A 15786-nucleotide genomic window follows, 5' to 3' on the forward strand; every position below is an offset into this window, starting at 1 on the left:
GTACAGCCTGCAAACGCGACCAACGCGACGAGCGCGGCAAGCTGTGCGGCGGTTGCGAAAAAGCGGTTTTTCATGGCTCTCTCCAATTCTCGGCATGGGACGATTTCCCCATATGTCATTCTACATTGCCGGCCTGTTCGCTCTATGATCGACGTCAATTCCCGGCCCGATTTGACAGCTCCGCCCGATGCGCCATCATCAATGCGGCAGCGCAGCATAACAGCGCGGCAATTCGCGGAGACCCGGATGGAGCCCGAGACGATCGAGACCGAACTGGCCAGCGCCATCGATACGGCGCAGAAATTCCTGCCGGACTGGGCGGTGGCGCTGATCGCCTATGTGATCGCGGCGTTGATCGCGCTGCTGCTGTTTAGGGTGTTGTTCACGGCGCTCAACCGAGCGGTGGCCGATCGCGATCTGTTCTGGCGCTCGCTGGTTGCACGCGGGGCGCAACCGATGCGGTTGATCCTTCTGATCGCCGCACTCGGCTTTGCAAACGGGCTCGCCCCGACAAGCCCGGCCGCGACCACAGCAATCACCCACATTCTGCTCGTCGCGCTGATCCTCTGCCTCGCCTGGATCGCCTATACCGCGCTTTACATCTGGACGACGATCCACCTGCGGCGCTTCAAGCTCGACGCGGAAGACAACCTGCTGGCGCGCAAACACGTCACCCAGACCCGCATCCTGATGCGCGTGGCCAAGGTAATGATCGTGATCCTCGCGGTCGCAGCCGCCCTGATGACCTTCCCCGCCGTGCGCCAATATGGCGTGTCGCTTCTGGCCGCAGGCGGGGCCGCGGGTATCGTCGTGGGCCTCGCCCTGCAGCCTGTGCTCAAGAACCTGTTCGCGGGCATCCAGCTTGCCCTGACCCAGCCGATCCGCATCGACGACGCACTGATCGTCGAGGGCGAATGGGGGAATGTCGAAGAGATTACATCGACTTATGTCGTGATCCGCATCTGGGATTGGCGGCGGCTCGTGGTGCCCTTGAGCTATTTCATCGAGCAGCCTTTCCAGAACTGGACCCGCGAAAGCGCCGATCTGATCGGCACCGTCATGATCTATCTCGACCACACGGCCGACGTCGCCGCGATCCGCGCGAAAGCCGAAGAGATCACCCGCGCCGATCCGCTCTGGGATGGCAAGGTCTTCGCGTTGCAGGTGACCGATTTCCGCGAGCGGGTGATGGAGGTGCGTATCCTCGCCTCCGCGCGCAACGGTCCGCGCACCTACGATCTGCGCTGCCATATTCGCGAGGAGCTGGTGGCGTGGATTCAGTCCGAAATGCCGCATGCTCTGCCCCGCACCCGGGCCGATCTGTCGCCGGCGGAGGCGGCATTCCTCGGCACGCCCTCTGGCGAAGCTTCGTCAGCTGACGCGCCATCCCGCTAAGGGCTCGTTGCAGGCACACTCCAACAGGCCGCCGCGGTTCGCCGCTAATCGAAGGCCCCGAAATGCACCCCGTAATTCACCGCGCGGTTGGAGCACTTATCCATCGCATCCACGAGCCATTGGCGATCGGGCAAAGGTCTGCCGATCAGATGGTGCCCGAGCGCATCTTCGCCCTTCGCGATATTGCCCGCAACATCGCCGCTGAATGTCAGCAGGCGCTTCAGCCAGAAATCCTGCGCCTGCCCGATATATCCCCCGCTTCCGCCGCCCGAGAGCGCACGGACCACGGCGAGGCAATAGGCGGCCTCGATCGGCTGGGTGGGCGTGTCGAAAAGGTAGCTCGGCGGAGCCGCGAACTGGCTTTTCCATGCGAGGTAGAACAGCCCGCCCGCGACGCTGATCACGACGACCGCGTAGAACGCGGTCAGGGCCGGGTGCGTGCGCTGCTGACGCCTGCGAGCCCGTGCGCGGGCGCGCGCACGCTGCGCGGTCATTGATCGATCGGCCATGCGAGTGCCTCCTGCCGCTCAGCAAAGCCGATTCCCCTTAAGAAACCCCGAATATGAAAAAGCCCCCCGGCGCACCGGAGGGCTTCGTGTTTCGCGAGAGTGTCTCTCTTATTCGAGGCCAGCCTTGTCGGTCACATCATGGGTCCAGGCGCCTTCCGGCTTCTTGGTGATGACCGGGTCCGAACCGCCCGACATCAGAACGTCGACCGTGCGCTCGTAGTCGGCGGGGTCGAGCGTGCCGTTCGAGCCAGCGGTCAGCTTGGAGACTTCTTTCATCATGCCGACTTGGTGCTCCATCGTCTGCGCACCGGTCTCGTCATTGTCGAGAATGATCTGTGCGGCCTCGTCGGGATGCTCCTCGGCGTATTTCCAGCCTTCCATCGAGGCCTTCACGAATTTCGCCATCTTGTCGACGAAGGCCGGGTCCTTGAGGTTCTCTTCGAGCACGTAAAGACCGTCCTCGAGCGTCGCGACGCCTTCGTCTTCGTATTTGAAGGTCACCAGCTGGTCGGGCTGAATGCCCGCTTCGAGCACCTGCAGATACTCGTTATAGGTCATGGTCGAGATACAGGCCGCCTGCTTTTGCAGCAGCGGATCGACGTTGAAGCCCTGCTTGAGCACGGTCACGCCATCGTCGCCGCCTTCGGTCGAGATGCCGAGATGGTTCATCCAGCTCAGGAACGGGTATTCATTGCCGAAGAACCACACGCCCAGCGTATGGCCGGGGAAGTCCTCGGGGGTCTTGATGCCGCTTTCCTTGAGGCAGGTCAGCATCATGCCCGACTTCTTGAAGGGCTGAGCGATATTCACGAGCGGCAGCCCTTTCTCGCGGGCCGCCAGCGCCGCCGGCATCCAGTCGACGATGACATCGGCGCCACCGCCTGCGATCACCTGCTCGGGGCCGATATCGGGGCCGCCCGGCTTGATGGTCACGTCGAGACCCGCATCCTCGTAGAAGCCCTTGTCGAGCGCGACATAGTAGCCCGCGAACTGGGCCTGCGTGACCCATTTCAGCTGCAGCGTCACGTCCTCGTTGGCCCAAGCGGCCCCCGCCATGGTGAGGCTTGCGGCCACCCCTGCGATCAGTTTCTTCATCTTTCACTCCACTGTTGGCCCCGGATCTTTACGCCCGGGATTTTAGGTTTTTCTCAGGCTCTTCCTTGCCCTTACGTCCGGGCCCGTTGCGACGGGTGCCAGAAAGTCACCAGCTTCTCGATCAGGGCGACAAGCCCATAGAAGCCCGAGCCCGCGAGGGCCGCAACGGTAATTTCCGACCACACGAGCGGCAGATCAAGCTGCCCCACCGCGGTCGAGATGCGAAAGCCCATTCCTTTCGTCGGGCTGCCGAAAAATTCGGCAACGATCGCACCGATCAAAGCCAGTGTCGTCGCGATCTTCAACCCATTGAAGAGAAACGGCATCGCCGCTGGCAGGCGCATCTTGAAAAGCCCCTGCCAATAGCTTGCGGAATAGGTCGCCATCAGGTCGCGCTGAAGCGCATTCGTGGCCGCCAGACCCGCCACCATGTTCACGAGAACGGGGAAGAAGACCATGACCACGACGACCGCCGCTTTCGACTGCCAGTCGAAGCCGAACCACATCACGAGGATCGGCGCGATCCCGACGATCGGCAGGGCCGCGACGAAGTTCCCGATCGGCAGCAGTCCGCGTTGCAGGAAGGGCGAGCGGTCGATCAGGATCGCCACCACCACCGCAGCACCACAGCCGATGATGTAGCCCGACAGCGCGCCTTTGAGGATCGTCTGCACGAAATCCTCGCGCAGCACATCGGTCGAGGCCATCAGGCTCGCCGCGATCTGGCTTGGCGCCGGCAGGATCACCGGGCTGATATTCAGCCCGCGCACCAGACCTTCCCACAGCAGCAGGAGGGTGATGCCGAACAAGGCCGGGATCAGGAAACGCGCCCAACGCTCCGAGCCGTGATGGCGCGCAAGCCAGGTATTGAGGGCCCAGGCCGCCAGCCAGAAGACGATTGCGAAAATAAGCCAGCTCATTGCACCATCCCCATCCGCTTGAGGGTGATTTGTTCGATGATGCCGACCACCACCACGAGGATCGCCGCGAGCGCTGCCGCTGCGAACAGAGCGGACCAGATCTGCACCGTCTGCCCGTAATAGCTGCCCGACAGAAGCCGCGCGCCAAGCCCGCGGGTCGCGCCCGCCGGCAGTTCAGCGACGATGGTGCCGACGAGGCTCGCGGCCACGCCCACTTTCAGCGAGGCGAAGAGATACGGCATCGACGACGGCAGCCGCAGCTTCCAGAAGGTCGCGCCCTGGCTCGCATTATAGGTCTTCAGCAGATCGAGCTGCATGTGATCGGGCGCGCGCAGTCCCTTCACCATGCCGACGAGCACGGGGAAGAAGCTCAGGTAAGCCGCGATGATCGCCTTGGGCAGCAGCCCGGTGATCCCGAGGCTCGCGAGCACCACGATCACCATCGGCGCGATTGCGAGGATCGGGATCGTCTGGCTCGCGATCGCCCAAGGCATCACGCTCAGATCCATTGCCCGGCTATGGGTGATCCCCACCGCCAGCAGAATGCCCAGACCGGTGCCCAGCGCGAAGCCCGCAAGCGTCGCGGACAGCGTGATCCAACCGTGGAAGACAAGGCTGCGCTTGGAGGTGATCTTCTGCCCGGCCACACCTTCCCATAGCCCGACAGCCACCTGATGCGGCGCGGGCAGAACGGGGCGTTTCTGGGTCAGCGTGTCGGTGACAAGCTCGGAGAACGTGACCTCTTCACCGGCGCGTGCCGCCTGATCGTAGGTCCATTGCGAATTCATCCAGACCGTCGCTGCGTACCAAAGCAGCAAGATCGCGGCCAGAACCGTCAGAACGGGTGCGATCATCTTCATGAGACCGCCCTCCCCTTCGGCTTGGCCGAAATATCCTCGGGGGGTGAATGGCGCAGCCAGAGGGGGGCGGACAGCCCCCCGCTCGCGGTAGGGGTCATCGCGTCATTCATCATAGGCATGCCCCGCCCGAAGCCCCTCGCGCACCCGATGCGCGATCTGCAGGAATTCCTCGCTGTCGCGGATGTCGAGTGGACGCGGCCCTTTCGGCAACGTGCTCTCGATCACCTCTTGGATGCGGCCCGGACGGGGCGACATCACCACGATCTTGGTCGACAGATAGACCGCTTCCGGGATCGAGTGCGTCACGAAGCCGATCGTCTTGTTGGTGGCCGACCAGAGCTTGAGAAGCTCCTCGTTGAGCTTGTCTCGCACGATCTCGTCGAGCGCGCCGAAGGGTTCGTCCATCAGCAGGATCTCGGCGTCGAAGGCCAGCGCCCGCGCGATCGAGGCGCGCTGCTGCATGCCACCCGAAAGCTGCCAGGGGAATTTCTTGCCGAAGCCTTCGAGGTCGACCAGCGAGAGCACTTTTTCAACACGCTCTTCCTGCTGCGCCTTGGAATAGCCCATGATTTCCAGCGGAAGCTTCACATTCCCCGCAATCGTGCGCCAAGGGTAAAGACCAGCCGCCTGAAACACGTAGCCGTAGCTGCGCGCCTTGCGGGCTTCTTCCGGCGAGATGCCGTTCACGGTCAGCGAGCCGCCCGTGGGCGTCTCCAGCGCCGCGATGCACCGCAGGAAGGTCGTCTTGCCGCAGCCCGAGGGGCCGATGAAGCTCACGAATTCGCCCTTCTCGATATCGAGGTCGATATCTTTCAGCGCGTGAACCGAACCGTCCCCCGTCTGGAAAGTCAGATTGAGCCCGCGGGCCTGAATTACCGGTGCTGCCGTCATCCGCGCCTCCACAGGGTTTTATCCGCAATCTCGACGCTGTTGCCCGCCGGGTCGCGCAGGTAGATCGACCGCGCCCCGTTCGGCCAATAGAAGTCGGCCTCAATCTCCACGTTATTGTCCCTCAAATGTCGTTCCCATTCGTTCAGTTGTTCCGCGTCCGCCGCGAGACATACATGCCCCGGTCCGACCGCGCCATGCGGTGGAACGGGCAGCGCCGCCTCCGGGTCGGGTGGCTCCCGCGTGGCCTGAGCGATGAAGGTCAGGATCACGCTGTCGCCACAGCGGAAAAAAACATGCCGCCCGTCGCGACGGGTTAGCCGCTCGAGCCCCAGCAGCCCGCCGTAGAAGGCTTCGGTCGCGTCGAGATCCTCGACATAGACCGCAGCCTCCAGAACGCCGGAACTGACCGGGGCCGCCATTGCGCCTTATACCCCGGTCGCCGGGATACCGGTGCGTTCTACCGGGCGCGGCGCGGTGAGCTCTTTCCAGGTGGACAGAGCCTTGGTCACCGGCATGCCCGGATCGCGGGCAACGAATTCGCCGTGGCCCTCGGGCGTCTGGATCTTGCCATCGGCCCAGGCGACGACACCGCGGCTGAGCGTGTAGCGCGGCAGTCCCTTGACCTCTTTGCCCTCGAACACGTTGTAATCGATGGCAGATTGCTGGGTCTTGGCCGAGATCGTCTTGGTCGCTTCCGGATCCCAGACCACGAGATCGGCATCCGCACCGACCAGAACCGCGCCCTTCTTCGGATAGACGTTGAGGATCTTTGCGATGTTGGTCGAGGTGACGGCCACGAATTCGTTCATCGTGATCCGGCCGGTCTCGACCCCATAGGTCCAGAGCATCGGCATCCGGTCCTCAAGACCGCCGGTGCCGTTCGGGATCTTGGTGAAATCGCCCACGCCATAGCGCTTCTGTTCGGTCGAGAAGGCGCAGTGATCGGTCGCGACCACCGAGAGCGAGCCCGAGGCGAGACCGGCCCAGAGGCTGTCCTGATGCTGCTTGTTGCGGAAGGGCGGCGACATCACGCGACGCGCGGCGTGATCCCAATCCTTGTCGAAATACTCGCTCTCGTCGAGCGTGAGGTGCTGGATCAGCGGCTCGCCCCAGACGCGCTTGCCCTGCATCTTTGCGCGGCGGATCGCTTCGTGGCTCTCCTCGCAGGAGGTGTGCACGACGTAAAGCGGCACGCCCGCCATATCGGCGATCATGATCGCGCGGTTGGTGGCCTCGCCTTCGACCTGCGGCGGGCGCGAATAGGCGTGCCCCTCGGGGCCGCTATTTCCATCTGCCAGCAGTTTCGCGGACAGCTCCGCCACGACATCGCCATTCTCGGCATGGACCAGCGGGATCGCGCCCAGTTCGGCGCAGCGCTTGAAGCTCGAATAGAGTTCGTCGTCGTTCACCATCAGCGCGCCCTTATAGGCCATGAAGTGCTTGAAGGTGTTGATGCCGCGCTCCGTGACCTGCTTCATCTCGTTGAAGACCTGCTCGCTCCACCAGGTGATCGCCATGTGGAAAGAGTAGTCGCAATGCGCGCGGGTCGATTTGTTGTCCCAGCGCTTGAGCGCTTCCAGAAGCCCTTCGCCCGGCGCGGGCAGCGCGAAATCGACGACCATCGTGGTGCCGCCCGCCAGCGCCGCGCGGGTGCCGCTCTCGAAATCGTCGCTGGAATAGGTGCCCATGAAGGGCATCTCGAGATGGGTGTGCGGATCGATCCCGCCCGGCATCACATAGCAGCCGGTCGCGTCGATCTCTTCGTCGCCTTTCAGGTTCGGGCCGATCTCGATGATCTTGCCGCTGTCGATCAGCACATCCGCCTTGTAGGTCAGATCGGCGGTGACGATGGTTCCGTTCTTGATGACTTTGGTCATTGTTTACCTCCCACGAAGGTCTTCCGCCTTCGATTTGGTTCAAATATCCCGGGGGTGAGGCGCTTAGCGCCGAGGGGGCAGCGCCCCCTCTTCCGCCCGTCTCAGCTTACGATTTCCGCGGATTCCAGCACGGCGTGGAACAGCACATCGGCGCCCGCGCCTGCCCAGTCCTTGGAGATATCCTCGGCCTCGTTATGGCTCAGCCCGTCGACGCAGGGGCACATCACCATTGCCGTCGGCGCGACCGCGTTGATCCAGCAGGCATCGTGGCCCGCGCCCGAGATGATGTCGCGATGCGAATAGCCCAGACGCTCGGCGGCGCTGCGCACGGCGCTCACGCAGGTCGGATCGAAGGTGACCGGGTCGAACCCGCCGGTCTTCTCGAACTCCACCTCAAGGCCCATCTCGTCGCAGATCTTCTTTGCTCCCTCGCGCAGTCGTTTTTCCATATCCTCGATCACGCTCAGATCGGGCGAACGGAAATCGACGGTGAACACGGCTTTGCCGGGGATCACGTTACGCGAATTCGGGTAGATGTCGATATGGCCAGCCGCGCCTACCGCGTGGGGCTTGTGCGACCAGGCGATCTCGTCGACCAGTTCCAGCACGCGCGCCATGCCGAGGCCCGCATTCTTGCGCATCGGCATCGGGGTGGAGCCGGTATGCGCATCCTTGCCTGTGATCGTCACCTGGGTCCAGCTGAGACCCTGCCCGTGGGTAACGACGCCGATATCCTTGCCTTCGGCCTCGAGGATCGGGCCCTGCTCGATATGCAGCTCGAACATCGCGTGCATCTTGCGCGCACCGACCTCTTCGTCACCGACCCAGCCGACACGCTTCAGCTCGTCGCCGAACTTCTTGCCTTCCGCATCTTCGCGATCGTAGGCCCAGTCCTGCGTGTGGATGCCTGCGAACACGCCCGAGGCGAGCATCGCCGGGGCGAAGCGCGTGCCCTCTTCGTTGGTCCAGTTGGTCACGACGATCGGGTGCTTGGTCTTGATGCCGAGATCGTTCATCGAGCGCACCGCCTCCAGCGCGCCGAGCACACCGAGGACACCGTCGTATTTGCCGCCCGTGGGCTGCGTGTCGAGGTGGCTGCCCATATAGACCGGCAGCGCATCGGGGTCTTCGCCCGCGCGGGTCGCGAACATGTTGCCCATCGTGTCGACGCCCATCGTCATGCCGGCATCTTCGCACCATTTCTGGAACAGCGCGCGGCCTTCGGCATCCGCATCGGTGAGGGTCTGGCGATTATTGCCCCCGGCGACGCCGGGACCGATCTTGGCCATCTCCATGAGACTGTCCCAAAGGCGATCGGGATTGATGCGGAGGTTTTCTCCGGGTGCTGACATTTCATAACTCCCTGTCGGCTGCGTGGGGGTTATCCCCTCTTGCGACGAATCTTTTTCTGACCGTATGGTCAGGTTGAGTGGGCCACGGTCTGACCATTCGGTCAACAAAAATCAGGACGTATTTTGAATGAAAGATAATGAGCGCGGCAAGCGCACAAAAAATGGGCAAGCCAGCCGGGGAAGCCGCGCCGAGGCGCGGCGCGCCACCGAAGAGTCGATCCTGAAAGCCGCCGAGAGGGTCTTCGCCGAGGCAGGATTCGGCGGAGCCACGATGCAATTGATCGCGGATGTCGCGGGGCTCCCGAAAGCCAATCTCCATTACTATTTCGAGACGAAAGAGTCGCTCTATCGACGGGTCGTGGAGCGCATTTTCAACATCTGGCTGGAAGCTGCGGATGTGTTCGACGAGGCAAGCGGACCGGCCGAAGGGATCGGCGCCTATATCGACGCCAAAATGGAGATTTCGCGCAATCACCCGAACGGCTCGAAGGTCTGGGCCTCAGAGGTGATGCATGGCGCACCGGTGATTCAGGATTACCTCGAGACGACGCTGCGCGACTGGACCGAGGGCCGCGCGGTGATCATCCGGCGCTGGATCGCGGAAGGCAAAATGGCCGAGGTCGACCCGCATCACCTGCTCTACATGCTCTGGGCCACCACCCAGCACTACGCCGATTTCTCGCATCAGATCGAGACCTTGAACGGCGGCGCTCCGCTGAGTGACGCTCAGTGGGAAGAGGCGAAGACCTGCGTGAAGGGGATTGTGCTGCGGGGGATCGGAGTGGCCTGATTGCTCAGTTCGCCGCCGGGTCGGCGGTGATATTCGGCGCGCCGACGGGGGCGACATCCGATTTTGCATCCGCCGCCGGGGCTTGCGAAGCCGCCTCCGATGCCTCCGACTCTTCCGGCAGCGTCTCGGTCTCGACCGGGCGCATCGGTGCCCCGGCCACGCCCGCAGGCAGATGCGTCTCGGGCAGTTTCGCGCCCAGAAGCTCCTTCCCGTCCGAGGTCGGCTCGACCGGATCGGCCTCCAGACCGACCGCCTCCGCGCCGGTATCCGAACACACGTAAATCGCGCCACCCACGACCACCGCCGTGGCCGCGAGCGCAGGGGTCGAGGCCCCCGCCAGCACGCCAAGCCCCGCATCGCGCAGCTTCTTTTGCAGGTTTCCGGCCTGATCCGAGACGATCATGCCGCCGATTTTCTTACCCAGAACCTTGCTCGCCGCATCGCCCACGGCGCTTTCCGCATCGTCGCGCAGATCGCCAGCGGCCTTCGCGGTGCCCTTGATACGTTCGCAGATGCTTTTCGACGGTTTGCGGCAGAGCCCGTAGGCGTCGCGCTCGCCCCGGTCGTAGCCCAGATAGGTCTCGGCCTCCTTGTCCCATTGCAAACAGAACGGGGCGCGGCTTTCGTCGTCCATCTCAGGCGTCAGGGCGCGCAGAGTGACCAGCGCCGGGCAGGTCACCTCCCCTTTCTCGCCAAACAGCTTCTCGCGCAGCGACCGGCTTTCCTTCAGCGCCGCGTTCTCCGCATCGTAGACGTAGGAATAGGTCTTGCCGCGAATGGAGGTCTCGCACGGGACCAGTTCTGCCATCGCGGGCAGCGGGCAGATCAGGGCAAGGACAAAGGTCAGGCGCAGCATCGCGAGTCTCCAAGCATCATTGCGCAACATAGTCCCCGCCCCCGCCGCCACAAGGTCGCGCAATTTGGCGAAACGGTGCTCGGCGGGGTTTCGCGCGGCACCGCACAGATCCTGTTTCTAGACCTGCGCACAGCATGGGTTAACTTGTTCGCAAGAGAGATAGGGAGAAAGACATGCGCAAGATGCAGGTGCAGGGCGTCCATCACATCACGCTGACCGGGGCGGACCGGCAGAGCTCGATCGATTTCTGGGAAGGGCTGCTCGGGATGCCGTTCATCTTCGACCAACCCAATCTGGACAATGCCGACGAGGGGCATCTCTATTTCGACCCGGGCGACGGGCGGCTGATCACCGTTTTCACCAATGAGAGCCGCAAGCCCGTCCATGACCGCACACCCACCGATCCGGGCTGCGTGCATCACCTCGCCTTCAACGTCTCAATGGCGACGCATCGGCAGGTCGTGGCGCGGCTCGATGCGCGCGGGATCGCGCATTCCGGCGTGAAGGATCGCGGTTTCATGGATTCGATCTATTTCAAGGATCCGCTGGGGCTGCTGATCGAACTCGCCACTTACAAGTTCGAGCCGCCGCGCGGATCGTCCCATGCCGAGGTGATGATCGAGGCGCATCGCATCCGCGTGGCCCGCGGCGACAAGGCGATCGGCGAGGAGCATCTGGCAGATGCGATCGAGATGATCGTGGAGCGCTCGCAGCAATCGCTGAGCGAGGATCGCGGGGCGAAGAACCCGTATTGAGCGGGAGTGAGGGCCGCGCCCGACCTCGGGTGGGCGCGGCGCGTCACCTGTGGCCAGGCACTTTATCTCGCAAGCCCGCAAGACAGATATGTCCGCGACGACATCGCCAATGCGCCCTCCCGGGGGGGAGGTCGGGCGCGGCCCGGGGCTGGTCGCCCCGCGCCCTCAAGCACCACGCCGCAACAAAAAAACGGCCGCGCAACCCCTGCGCGGCCGTCTTGTCATCTCGGCTTGGGCCCGATTACTCAACCTCTTCGAGCACCTCTTTGAGCGTGCCGACCAGCTCGTCGATCTGCTCTTTCGAGATGATCAGCGGCGGGCTCATCGCGATGATGTCACCGGTGGTGCGGATCAGGATGCCTTTGTCGTAAGCCTTCAGGAAGGCCGAGAAGGCCCGCTTCGTGGGTTCGCCCGCGATCGGCTCCAGCTCGACTGCGCCGATCAGGCCCTCGTTGCGGATGTCGATCACGTTGCGCACGCCCTTGAGCGAATGCAGCGCCTCTTCCCAATAGGGGGCAAGCTCGGCGGCGCGCTCGAACAGACCCTCTTCGCGATAGGTCTCGATCGTCGCGATCCCGGCGGCGGCGGCGATCGGGTTGCCGGAATAGGTGTAGCCGTGGAACAGCTCGATCATGTGCTCGGGGCCGTTCATGAAGGCGTCGTGAACCTCGGCCGTCGCCAGCACCGCGCCCATCGGGATCACGCCGTTGGTGAGGCCCTTCGCGGTCGTCATCATATCTGGCACGACACCGTATTTCTCGGCGGCGAACGCCGCGCCCGTGCGCCCGAAACCGGTGATCACCTCGTCGAAGATCAGCAGGATGCCGTGCTTCTTGGTGATGTCGCGCAGCTTCTGCAGGTAGCCTTTCGGCGGCAGCAGCACGCCGGTCGAGCCCGCAACCGGCTCCACGATGACGGCGGCGATGGTCTCGGCGCCATGCAGCGCGATAATACGCTCGAGGTCGTCGGCCAAATGCGCGCCATGCTCGGGGCAGCCCTTCGACCAACGGTTCTCCTCGGGCAGATGGGTGTGCGGCAGGTGATCGACGCCCGGCACGAGCGGGCCGAAGACCTTGCGGTTGGTGACGATACCACCGACCGAGATGCCGCCAAAGTTCACGCCGTGATAGCCGCGCTCGCGTCCGATCAGACGGGTGCGGGCGCCGTCGCCGCGCGCACGGTGATAGGCGATGGCGAGTTTCAGCGCGGTCTCGACCGATTCTGAGCCGGAATTGGTGTAGAAGACATGCGCCATCTCGTCGGGCGCGATGTCGAGGATACGGTTCGCGAGCTCGAACGCGATCGGATGGCCCATCTGGAAGGCGGGCGCGTAATCGAGCTCGGCGGCCTGTTTCTGGATCGCCTCGGTGATCTTCGGACGGCAATGGCCCGCGTTGCAGCACCAAAGACCAGCCGTGCCGTCGAGCACCTGACGCCCGTCCGAGGTGGTGTAATGCATATCCTTCGCGCCCACGAACATGCGCGGGTTCTTCTTGAACTGGCGGTTCGCCGTGAAGGGCATCCAGAAAGCGTTGAGATCGTTGGGGGACTTGCGGTCGAGCGCCATGGAAAAACTCCGGTCGGGCGGCCGGGTCGAGACACGGCCGGATTGTCTAGTTTGACCGAACGGTCAGACTCACGCTAGCACAGCTTAGGAACCAGTCAAGCGGCCTTCAATGCGCGTTAAAAGCGCACTCTGCTGCCCCGTAGCGATTGATCCCGCAGTAACGCTTCGGTTAACATAAAACACGAACTGGGAGACGAATATTTGGCAGACGACCTCGACCCGCGCGACTTCACCAGCGACGACGACGGCAAGCGCCCGCTGACCCGGATACAAAAGGTCAATCGCGGCAAGATTCTCGAGGCGGCGCTGGACGTGTTCTCCGCGCATGGGTTCCGCGGCGCGACGCTCGACCAGATCGCGGCGGAAGCTGGGTTGAGCAAGCCGAACGTGCTCTATTACTTTCCTTCGAAAGAGGCGATCCACGAGGCGCTTCTTGCTGGGCTTCTCGATATCTGGCTCGCGCCGCTGCGCGCGATCGATCCTGCGGGCGAGCCGCGCGAGGAAATCATGCGCTACATGCGCCGCAAGCTCGAGATGAGCCGCGAGATGCCGCGCGAAAGCCGCCTGTTTGCCAATGAAGTCTTGCAGGGCGCGCCGCGGATGGGCGCGGGATTGTCCACCGATCTCAAGACCTTGGTGGACGAGAAGGCCAAGGTGATCGAGGGCTGGATCGCCGAGGGGCGTCTTGCCCCGGTCGATCCGCATCACCTGATCTTCTCGATCTGGGCGCTGACCCAGCATTACGCCGATTTCGACACGCAGGTGCGTGCGGTGCTCGGCCCGGGCAAGGACCCGATCGAAGGGGCGGCGCCGTTCCTCGATATGCTCTTCGCGCGGCTGCTCAAGCCATAAGCGATTAAGCCTTCCGTAACTATCCCCGGAGTTTCTGCCTGATCTTAACGGTCCGGTAACGCCCCCGGCGCAGTCTGAGGATGCGTGGGGGCGCAGGAATATGGAGCTCGGGATGGACCGGATTTCGGGGTTGATGCCTCAGGTCGGGTGGTCGCCTCTGTTGACGGTGGCGGCCCCGAAGACAGCGCCTGCCAGCACGGTGGAGGCGGCGGCGAATGCGGCCAATACCAACGGCGGCCTCGGCGCGAATGTAGACACCCAAACGCCGCAGGATCGCGCGCAGCAAGTGCGCGCCTTGGAAGCGCGCGCGGCACGCGGCGCCAGCACGCTGAAGGAGGAAGGTCAGGATCGGAGTGCGGAGGATGCAAGCCAATCGCCCCGTACACTCGGCAGCCGCGATGGGGGTGCACGGCCCGACCCCGACGCCTTGACCGGCCCGATCCCGACATTCGAGGTCACGCCGCTCGAGGCTCAGGCCGCTGCGCTCTGGGCTGCGCCGGACCTCGTGGAGACCTCGGACGCCCCCGCCCCGGAGACGGTGCAGCCCACCGACACGATCCAGACCACCGACACATCAACGGAGGAGCGCGCGGAGGTCAAAGCGCCCGACACCGCGAAGGAGGCGCGTGCCGAGCCTGCGCCACAGGCGGAAGATAAAAACGACGCGCCCTCCGATCATCGGAGCGGCGCGTCGCAGGAGGGATGGTCTCAGGTTGCCCCGCAGGTCGCGCCGAACCTCGACGTGACCCGCTAGGCCCCTGCCCTTACTCGGCTGCTGTTGCAGCCGAGGGGTTGTTGGGATGGCTCGTCCAGTTGGCGTAGTCGCCGACCGTCTCGCCGGTGCGCGGATCCACCTCGCCCTTGTCCATCTTGCGCATCGTGATGCACTCGACCGGGCAGACTTCGACGCAGAGGTTACAGGCCACGCATTCCTCGTCCTTGACCGAGTAGACGCGATCTTCGGTCACCGCGATCGCCTGGTGCGAGGTGTCTTCGCAGGCGGCATAGCAGCGGCCGCATTTGATGCAATCGTCCTGATTGATCTCGGCCTTGGTGACGTAGTTGAGGTTCAGATACTGCCAATCGGTCACGTTCGGCACCGCGCGCCCCACCAGTTCGGAGGTCGAGGTGAAGCCCTTGCGATCCATGTAATCGCTGAGGCCAGAGATCATTTCCTGCACGACCTTGAAGCCATAGGTCATCGCCGCCGTACAGACCTGCACATTACCAGCCCCGAGCGCCATGAACTCTGCCGCATCGCGCCAGGTGGTCACGCCACCGATGCCCGAGATCGGCAGACCGGCCGTTTCGGGATCGCGGGCGATCTCGGCCACCATGTTCAGCGCGATCGGCTTCACCGCCGGACCGCAATAGCCGCCATGGGTGCCTTTGCCGTCGATGGTGGGCTCCGGCGCGAAATCGTCCAGATCGACCGAGGTGATCGAATTGATCGTGTTGATCAGCGAGACCGCATCGGCCCCGCCGCGCTTGGCGGCCTCTGCCGGGCGGCGGATATCGGTGATGTTGGGCGTGAGCTTCACGATCACCGGCAGGCTGCAATATTGCTTACACCAGCGGGTGACCATCTCGATATATTCGGGCACCTGCCCCACCGCGGAACCCATGCCGCGCTCGGCCATGCCATGCGGGCAGCCGAAGTTCAGCTCGATCCCGTCGGCGCCGGTTTCCTCGACCAGCGGCAGGATCGCCTTCCAGCTTTCCTCGTCACAGGGCACCATCAGCGAGACGATGATCGCGCGGTCCGGGTAGTCCTGCTTGACCGCCTTGATCTCGCGCAGGTTGGTCTGCAGCGGACGGTCGGTGATCAACTCGATGTTGTTGAGACCGAGCAGACGGCGATCCGCGCCATAGATCGCGCCATACCGCGGGCCGTTGACGTTGACGACGGGCGGACCTTCCGAGCCCAGCGTCTTCCACACGACCCCACCCCAACCGGCTTCAAACGCGCGGCGGACATTGTATTCCTTGTCCGTCGGCGGCGCGGAGGCGAGCCAGAACGGGTTGGGGGATTTGATACCGATGAATTCAGAAGTCAGATCGGCCATC

At 63.7% G+C, this 15786-nt stretch carries 16 protein-coding genes; 5 read left to right on the top strand and 11 right to left on the bottom strand.

Going from position 1 to position 15786, the window contains the following annotated elements; genetic code table 11:
- Positions 1–246 precede the first annotated feature (246 nt).
- On the top strand, positions 247–1395 hold the full coding sequence (locus BMI87_RS02200; RefSeq protein WP_078519521.1) for a mechanosensitive ion channel family protein: 1149 nt from the start codon (positions 247–249) through the stop codon (positions 1393–1395).
- 44 nt (positions 1396–1439) lie between these two features.
- Here BMI87_RS02200 and BMI87_RS02205 read toward each other — a convergent pair whose 3' ends face one another.
- The 8 genes from BMI87_RS02205 to BMI87_RS02240 form a co-directional block, all read right to left on the bottom strand.
- Complete coding sequence (locus BMI87_RS02205; RefSeq protein ID WP_146681482.1) at positions 1440–1904, bottom strand: hypothetical protein; 465 nt, start codon at positions 1902–1904, stop codon at positions 1440–1442.
- Between the two features lie 108 nt (positions 1905–2012).
- On the bottom strand, positions 2013–2999 hold the full coding sequence (locus tag BMI87_RS02210; protein ID WP_078519523.1) for an ABC transporter substrate-binding protein: 987 nt from the start codon (positions 2997–2999) through the stop codon (positions 2013–2015).
- A gap of 71 nt (positions 3000–3070) precedes the next feature.
- Positions 3071–3919, bottom strand: a complete 849-nt coding sequence (locus BMI87_RS02215) for an ABC transporter permease (protein ID WP_078519524.1) — start codon at positions 3917–3919, stop codon at positions 3071–3073.
- Positions 3916–4779 carry an ABC transporter permease gene (locus BMI87_RS02220; RefSeq protein WP_078519525.1) on the bottom strand — a complete coding sequence of 288 codons (864 nt, stop codon included), beginning with the start codon at positions 4777–4779 and terminating at the stop codon, positions 3916–3918. Before BMI87_RS02220 ends, BMI87_RS02215 begins: the two co-directional genes overlap by 4 nt.
- Positions 4780–4881: 102 nt before the next feature.
- The gene (locus BMI87_RS02225; RefSeq protein ID WP_078519526.1) at positions 4882–5670 is read right to left on the bottom strand and encodes an ABC transporter ATP-binding protein; all 789 of its coding nucleotides are present in this window, start codon (positions 5668–5670) and stop codon (positions 4882–4884) included.
- Positions 5667–6089 carry a VOC family protein gene (locus BMI87_RS02230; protein ID WP_078519527.1) on the bottom strand — a complete coding sequence of 141 codons (423 nt, stop codon included), beginning with the start codon at positions 6087–6089 and terminating at the stop codon, positions 5667–5669. The genes BMI87_RS02225 and BMI87_RS02230 overlap by 4 nt, the downstream gene beginning before the upstream one ends.
- A gap of 6 nt (positions 6090–6095) precedes the next feature.
- Positions 6096–7547 carry a dihydropyrimidinase gene (gene hydA / locus BMI87_RS02235; protein ID WP_078519528.1) on the bottom strand — a complete coding sequence of 484 codons (1452 nt, stop codon included), beginning with the start codon at positions 7545–7547 and terminating at the stop codon, positions 6096–6098.
- 101 nt (positions 7548–7648) lie between these two features.
- Positions 7649–8899: a Zn-dependent hydrolase gene (locus BMI87_RS02240; RefSeq protein WP_078519529.1), complete on the bottom strand. Its 1251-nt coding sequence runs from the start codon at positions 8897–8899 to the stop codon at positions 7649–7651.
- Positions 8900–9026: 127 nt separating this feature from the next.
- Between BMI87_RS02240 and BMI87_RS02245 the strand changes: the two genes are divergently transcribed.
- Positions 9027–9689, top strand: a complete 663-nt coding sequence (locus BMI87_RS02245; protein WP_078519530.1) for a TetR family transcriptional regulator C-terminal domain-containing protein — start codon at positions 9027–9029, stop codon at positions 9687–9689.
- Between the two features lie 4 nt (positions 9690–9693).
- On the opposite strand, the gene BMI87_RS02250 is transcribed toward BMI87_RS02245, so the two are convergent.
- Complete coding sequence (locus BMI87_RS02250) at positions 9694–10545, bottom strand: hypothetical protein (RefSeq protein ID WP_078519531.1); 852 nt, start codon at positions 10543–10545, stop codon at positions 9694–9696.
- 173 nt (positions 10546–10718) lie between these two features.
- On the opposite strand from BMI87_RS02250, the gene BMI87_RS02255 reads away from it, so the two are divergent.
- Positions 10719–11300, top strand: coding sequence for a VOC family protein (locus tag BMI87_RS02255; protein ID WP_078519532.1), 582 nt, complete (start codon positions 10719–10721; stop codon positions 11298–11300).
- 241 nt (positions 11301–11541) lie between these two features.
- On the opposite strand, the gene BMI87_RS02260 is transcribed toward BMI87_RS02255, so the two are convergent.
- Entirely contained in the window at positions 11542–12867 is a 1326-nt protein-coding gene (locus BMI87_RS02260) for an aspartate aminotransferase family protein (protein WP_078519533.1), read from the bottom strand.
- A 201-nt stretch (positions 12868–13068) separates the two neighbouring features.
- Here BMI87_RS02260 and BMI87_RS02265 point away from each other — a divergent pair, with 201 nt between their 5' ends.
- Together BMI87_RS02265 and BMI87_RS02270 are read left to right on the top strand one after the other, a co-directional pair.
- Positions 13069–13719, top strand: coding sequence for a TetR family transcriptional regulator C-terminal domain-containing protein (locus tag BMI87_RS02265; protein WP_210402125.1), 651 nt, complete (start codon positions 13069–13071; stop codon positions 13717–13719).
- Between the two features lie 112 nt (positions 13720–13831).
- Positions 13832–14473 carry a hypothetical protein gene (locus tag BMI87_RS02270; protein ID WP_078519534.1) on the top strand — a complete coding sequence of 214 codons (642 nt, stop codon included), beginning with the start codon at positions 13832–13834 and terminating at the stop codon, positions 14471–14473.
- 10 nt (positions 14474–14483) lie between these two features.
- On the opposite strand, the gene preA is transcribed toward BMI87_RS02270, so the two are convergent.
- Entirely contained in the window at positions 14484–15785 is a 1302-nt protein-coding gene (preA, locus tag BMI87_RS02275) for an NAD-dependent dihydropyrimidine dehydrogenase subunit PreA (RefSeq protein WP_078519535.1), read from the bottom strand.
- Between the last annotated feature and the right edge of the window lies 1 nt (position 15786).

This window comes from Thioclava sp. F28-4 (assembly GCF_002020045.1).
GTDB lineage: Bacteria > Pseudomonadota > Alphaproteobacteria > Rhodobacterales > Rhodobacteraceae > Thioclava > Thioclava sediminum.